Genomic DNA, 5,263 nt, shown 5'->3' with positions numbered 1-5,263 from the left:
AAACGGCCAATCGCAAACTCTGAAGACCATCTTCGTCGTGCAGTATCGGTGATGATTGCATCAGAATCTGATCCACGATGGGCCAGTACACTTGGGAATTCATAAGGAACCTTCTTTCTCTATCAGCAAGGCGGGTATGAAAATGACGACGAAGCACGAAGAAATGTGACAAATATTACGAACATATGTTCGTATCTATCCTACAACATTTTCCACGTACCGTCATCCCCTCTGCCAGTATTCCAGAATATGCAAGACGGTTTGTCCAAGATGAGCACGTTTACACAATTTGCAGAAGGGAAAGGATGATGGCAGAGGTGATAGAAACACTATGCGCAAATTTCATCCGCCAAGAAGTCGGTTTGGTCTATGGTTGGAGAGAAACGGTATATCCTTGATGGAGTTGTCTAGAAAGAGTGGTATTCATCATACGACGTTGAGCAAGCTGGCAGGTCATCCTAGTCAAAGACCTTCTCGTTTAACCGAGCGGAAATTACGGCCGGTGTTGAGGGAGTACGGAGTGGATACAACAGATTTTTGGGATCTTGGCTTGTAGTGAGGAAAGAGCGTTTCTCAGACACCAATGTCGCTCATGCGAAAAACAGGTTTCCACGTACGTCACAGGAGGCTCCAGATTCATGAAGTTGACGTGGAGGAGGAGTCCGTTCTTCGCCATAGGTGTCTGAATCACGCTCTTTTCTCATGAATATGACACTTCTGGCAAAATCAGCACGGTTTTAGCGGATGCTGGCTCGAAATCGGCAATGCAGGAAGCCACTGCAACCCCTGCTTCCTGAAAGCATCAAATTCCTTTACTGTTCATAAATGAAGCCCCATACCCCTTTCTTCACAAACACTGGAAAGGGGCTTGCTCATGTCGTCGATTCCCGTTGACATCTCCGTTCTCCTGGTACTGGGCGGTCTTGGTGTTTGGGGTGCACGTGCGGAACGATTTCGCTCCTCTGCATCGGTTGCAACAACCGATCCCGTGAAACTTATCGTCCCTCGGGAGTCCTATGTGCAGGATGCGTCGCAAATCACGAAGTGGCTTCAGGGATTATCCATGTTTGTACGCACTTGGAACGATCAACAAGTCAAGGGAAACACCACCTTCACCTGGACGGTTTATCGCCAACAGGATGGCACCGCGTTTACCGCCCTATCCGCACCTTTGGATCGCTTGCGCGGCGTAGAAGCCACACTCCCCTCTCAACTGGAGTGGTTGGACGATGAGAAAGAATGGCTGAAAGAGTTTGAATCCCACGAAGCTCTCTCCATCACGCTGGAGTCGCCTGACTTGCCTATTTTGGACTATGTGCACATCACAGAGGACTGGATGGCGAATCTGCCCAAAGGCACAGGCATTCGTGTCCAATTTTCACCGGTCTTTGAAAAAGATGCTGAGCGCATCGCTCGAAAACACCTGGAAAAGAGAACACCTGCCTCCTCCTCACCATCACCTGTCGGTTCGTTTTGGAACGATCTCAAGGAAGAAGCGCTCTCTGACTGGCAACGATCCACAGGACGCAGTGGTCAACGCAGCGCAACCGCATCTGGGCGTCCTACCGTTCCCAAACCTGCCCTCTTGCCTCATGAAAAAAAGGTCGTTGCAGGCTTGGAAGAACGTCTGGCCAGGTCTCGCGACTGGTTTCAGGTACGCCTGTTTTTCCTTGTGTCCGCAGCTGATAAGCCTGTCATGATCCCGACGCTTCTCGCCAAAATTCGTACGATTGCTGGCCACAACGCCTTTGTGCAAGGGAAAAAGCCGTTTTATCTCACCGCGCACGAGTTGGCTCAATTTGTTCATGTACCGCAAAGCGATCAAGTCCTCTCTATCCGTAGCGCAGCACGAACACTGTCTCCCGACGAGTTGAATGAGGGGCTTCGTATCGGTTATCTCCAGCACCCCACGCAATCGGGGCGGTTGGTGCATCTCACCTACAAGGCGCTCTCCGAACATTTTGTTCTTACAGGTGCGACAGGCAGTGGCAAATCTTCCACACTGGTCTTCATGATGCAAAGTCTGCTCGAAGACTTCGTGAACGAAAAACCCGGCGCACCCGGACTGACCTTTATCGATCCGGCGGAAGAAACGGTACTCATCCTCCTCTCGCGCCTGCAGCAACTGTTGCCCTCTGACAGCCCTCTCTGGGAAAAAGTACACTACATCAGCTTCGGCAATCAGGATGCACCCGTGCCCATGAACTTTTTACAAGTCCTCAGCACCGACGCCATGTTGGAACTCATGCAAAAACAGTATGGCGGGGGAGCCAGCCTGGATGAAATCCTCGACAAGTCCATCGCGGCTCTGCAAAGCGTACCCGAAGACCGACACGTTTTGGCCGGGATGATCCCTCTCCTCAAAAACGAGAGCTGGAGAAGACAGGTTGCCCGCAAAATCGACGATCCCATCCTGCGTCAATATTGGGAACAAACGTTCGAACAAACGGTCAAACCCGCTCACATCGCACCAGTAGAGCGACGGCTCCGACCGTTTGTTTCCGGGTATCCGGCACTCTACTTTGCTCAACCGGATTTCGCCTTACCGATACAAAAGTGGATGGAAGAGGGGCACATCGTTCTCATTGACGTCAAACCCCTCGGTCACACGCTGATGGATTTAATCATGGGCACGCTCATCGAACGCTACTATCAGGTGGCGCTCCAGCGCACGCCAAACGTCTCCAGACTCCATCTGCTTGCGGTGGACGAATGCCACCGGGTCCAGGTGAGCGCTATGCGCAACATCATCCGGGAGACGCGCAAATTCGGACTGGCGTTAGGTCTCATTACTCAATCCGTCCAACAATTCTCTGGCGAACTGCTCGATGACATCATCGACAACATCGGCACGGTGCTTTCCAATCAACAGGGACCGGACGGCGCCAAAGTGGCCGCCCTTATCTCCCGCAACACGTTTTCGTCCGAGTACCTGACCCAATTGCCCAAACTTGTCACCGCCGTCTACAACCGAAGTCTGAGTCTCTCTATCGAAACAAAAGGAGATTTTCCCAGACTCTCTCGTGCTCCGTGGCCGGATACAGGGTTCATCGAGAACCCCAATTCTACGGAGCAAGAGGCCAGATTGGCCGAACTGAGGGCGTTTGGATGGCAAAAACAACGGGAACTCGCCCCTTGGTCCGTGGAAGAAGTCAAGCAACGTATGAATGCGTATCTGCGAAACGGCACATGGGATGAAAACGGGCCTTCCCTGGCTCAAACCTCCCGCCAAACATCGAGAGAACTCACCGCCGACGATTTGCTCTGACCACGCCTTAGACTCCTTCCAGATAAGAAACAAAGAAGCGAGGCGATGGAGACATGCTCAACCAGGAACAGCAACAACGCAGAGTTGCCCTGGAAAGGACGTACACAGAATTTTTTGCACCAGGCATCCAGTGGCACGTGGGTCAGGCGGTTCGCGTACCCGGCCTTGCCAGTAAGAAGCGGCCTGACGGTTATCGATACGGCACCATCGAAGCGGTATTCCCCCGCTTTGTTGTCGTGAAATTTGATGACTACAGAGAGACCTTCTCCCCCTCCGAACTCTATGTACTCACCAGCCAGACAGGACATGAAGCCGCAGGTCAATGAACCTCAACCTGCGGCCACTTCAATTCCCATTCACGTACACTGTCATCGGGAAGGAACCGAGCACATGATTCTCCGGGTTCAAAGCACTCTGAATGGTTTTCGGAATCATCGGACTCGTGTAATTCGCGGTCACCGTCACTTCGGCGATACCGCTTTGCACCTGGACATTCAGCGTGATCTGAGACAACCCCGCGCCGGAAAGATTCATGGCAGAAGTTTCTGCCTGAAACGCCGATAAAGCCGCCTCTGTTGCCGCACCTGTCTGCAAAGACCCTAAACTGTAACCTTTCATCTCGGCCACGCCTTCAGGATCGTTGCTGATGGTCTGTTGGGCACTCCAGGCCGCCGCGGCTGTCGCATGCTGTAACGCTTCATACGCCAGATTCTCCCCCTCCACAAACAACAGCAGCCACACCAGAATCCCGCCCAGCGTCACCACGATGAGACCGTAGTATACACGGCTGAACACTACGCCCCACCTCCGCCGTAATACGTTTGATTGACATACGCAGCCTGCACCGATAGCGTCCAGGTGGCAGGCAGGGGATTCGGGTTTCCAAAGACATCCTCCAGTCTAGGAAATGGAAGAGGAAACTGATACGTCATCTCCACCCCCGCAACCGGTGCACTATTGCCTGTGGTCACGGCCACGTCGCTCAACTGAAACAGCGTTTCTCCATTTACCGTTGCAGGCAGCCCTTCCGCAATCAGCGTATCCTCCGCCGCCGCTTGCGCTTCCCCGATGTTCTGCGTTTCGGCCGCAATCTGCGCTGCGGAAAAAGCCGCATTCAAAAGTTCCTGACGAACCATGAGCGCTGCACCCACGGTCAGCATCAGTCCCAACACCACAACACCTAGGGTTGTGTTGATGAGTTCCGTATACAAGGAAGCCAGCGCGGTATAGCCAACGCGATATCGCCAGAAACGCCTGTTTCTCATGAACATCCATCCTCTCTATCGAGGAAAGAAGGCAGGGCAAATGAAGGCTTGGCCATCACACATACCCCCTCCCTGTATATGCAGCCGTAAAACGTTCGAATCGGGGGAATTTACCAGTTTAAATAGACGGAATATCGTGATTTTTTAGTTTTATAGATGGTTGATTCTGCATGTATAGGTTGGCTTCTGGTATTTGATAGACTTCATTTACTGTTTTAGTTTGGCTAATGTTAGCAATCATTTAACTTGAATGGATAGATATCACTAACCTTTTTCTGTTTTTTGTGGTGTTCCTAGGAATATTTTTGCACTCCGGTAATCATTAAATTCGAATTCGGTAATCACTCAATGCGATTTTCGGTAATCACCAGCACTTTTCAAAACCCTTGATTTTTCAGCATTTTTCAAGTGCGGTAATCACTCGAAAAAGTTGGTGATTACCGTTCTCAGCCCTTGTGCCACTTGGCTTTACGGGCATTTTTTTCGCTTCGGTAATCACTCGACGATCAGGGTATGTAGATCGTCGATTCAAAAATTGATTTTTGAGATCGTTTTCGACATCTCGACTTAAATGAATTTGATTTAACTTAAATTTTGACCTTTTTTGACTTTGATTTCGATTTTTCTTTTAAAAACACCCTATGATCGTCGAGTGATTACCGCACTGCTGGAAATTAACCTCGATCCCTTGCAGGACAAGGGAAGAGAACGGTAATCACTATATATTTTT

The 5,263-nt window shown here is 50.8% G+C and carries 5 protein-coding genes; 3 read left to right on the top strand and 2 right to left on the bottom strand.

Going from position 1 to position 5,263, the window contains the following annotated elements; all coding sequences use genetic code 11:
* The first annotated feature begins 331 nt into the window (after positions 1 to 331).
* The 3 genes from BUA75_RS15050 (at position 332) to BUA75_RS15040 (ending at position 3,594) form a co-directional block, all read left to right on the top strand.
* Complete coding sequence (locus BUA75_RS15050) at positions 332 to 556, top strand: helix-turn-helix domain-containing protein (RefSeq protein ID WP_072875409.1); 225 nt, start codon at positions 332 to 334, stop codon at positions 554 to 556.
* Positions 557 to 874: 318 nt separating this feature from the next.
* A complete protein-coding gene (locus tag BUA75_RS15045) occupies positions 875 to 3,268 on the top strand; it encodes an ATP-binding protein (RefSeq protein WP_072875407.1) in 2,394 nt (797 codons plus the stop codon).
* Positions 3,269 to 3,321: 53 nt separating this feature from the next.
* The gene (locus BUA75_RS15040; protein WP_072875405.1) at positions 3,322 to 3,594 is read left to right on the top strand and encodes a hypothetical protein; all 273 of its coding nucleotides are present in this window, start codon (positions 3,322 to 3,324) and stop codon (positions 3,592 to 3,594) included.
* Between the two features lie 19 nt (positions 3,595 to 3,613).
* Here the strand turns inward: BUA75_RS15040 and BUA75_RS15035 are convergent, their stop codons facing one another.
* Positions 3,614 to 4,063 carry a hypothetical protein gene (locus tag BUA75_RS15035; protein WP_072875403.1) on the bottom strand — a complete coding sequence of 150 codons (450 nt, stop codon included), beginning with the start codon at positions 4,061 to 4,063 and terminating at the stop codon, positions 3,614 to 3,616.
* Complete coding sequence (locus tag BUA75_RS15030; RefSeq protein ID WP_083574419.1) at positions 4,063 to 4,533, bottom strand: hypothetical protein; 471 nt, start codon at positions 4,531 to 4,533, stop codon at positions 4,063 to 4,065. Before BUA75_RS15030 ends, BUA75_RS15035 begins: the two co-directional genes overlap by 1 nt.
* Between the last annotated feature and the right edge of the window lie 730 nt (positions 4,534 to 5,263).

The organism is Alicyclobacillus tolerans, from assembly GCF_900142255.1.
In the GTDB taxonomy this organism is placed as follows: Bacteria; Bacillota; Bacilli; order Alicyclobacillales; family Alicyclobacillaceae; genus Alicyclobacillus_I; species Alicyclobacillus_I tolerans.
Note: the sequence above shows the minus strand (reverse complement) of the source record. Positions and strands in the feature narration are given on the sequence as shown.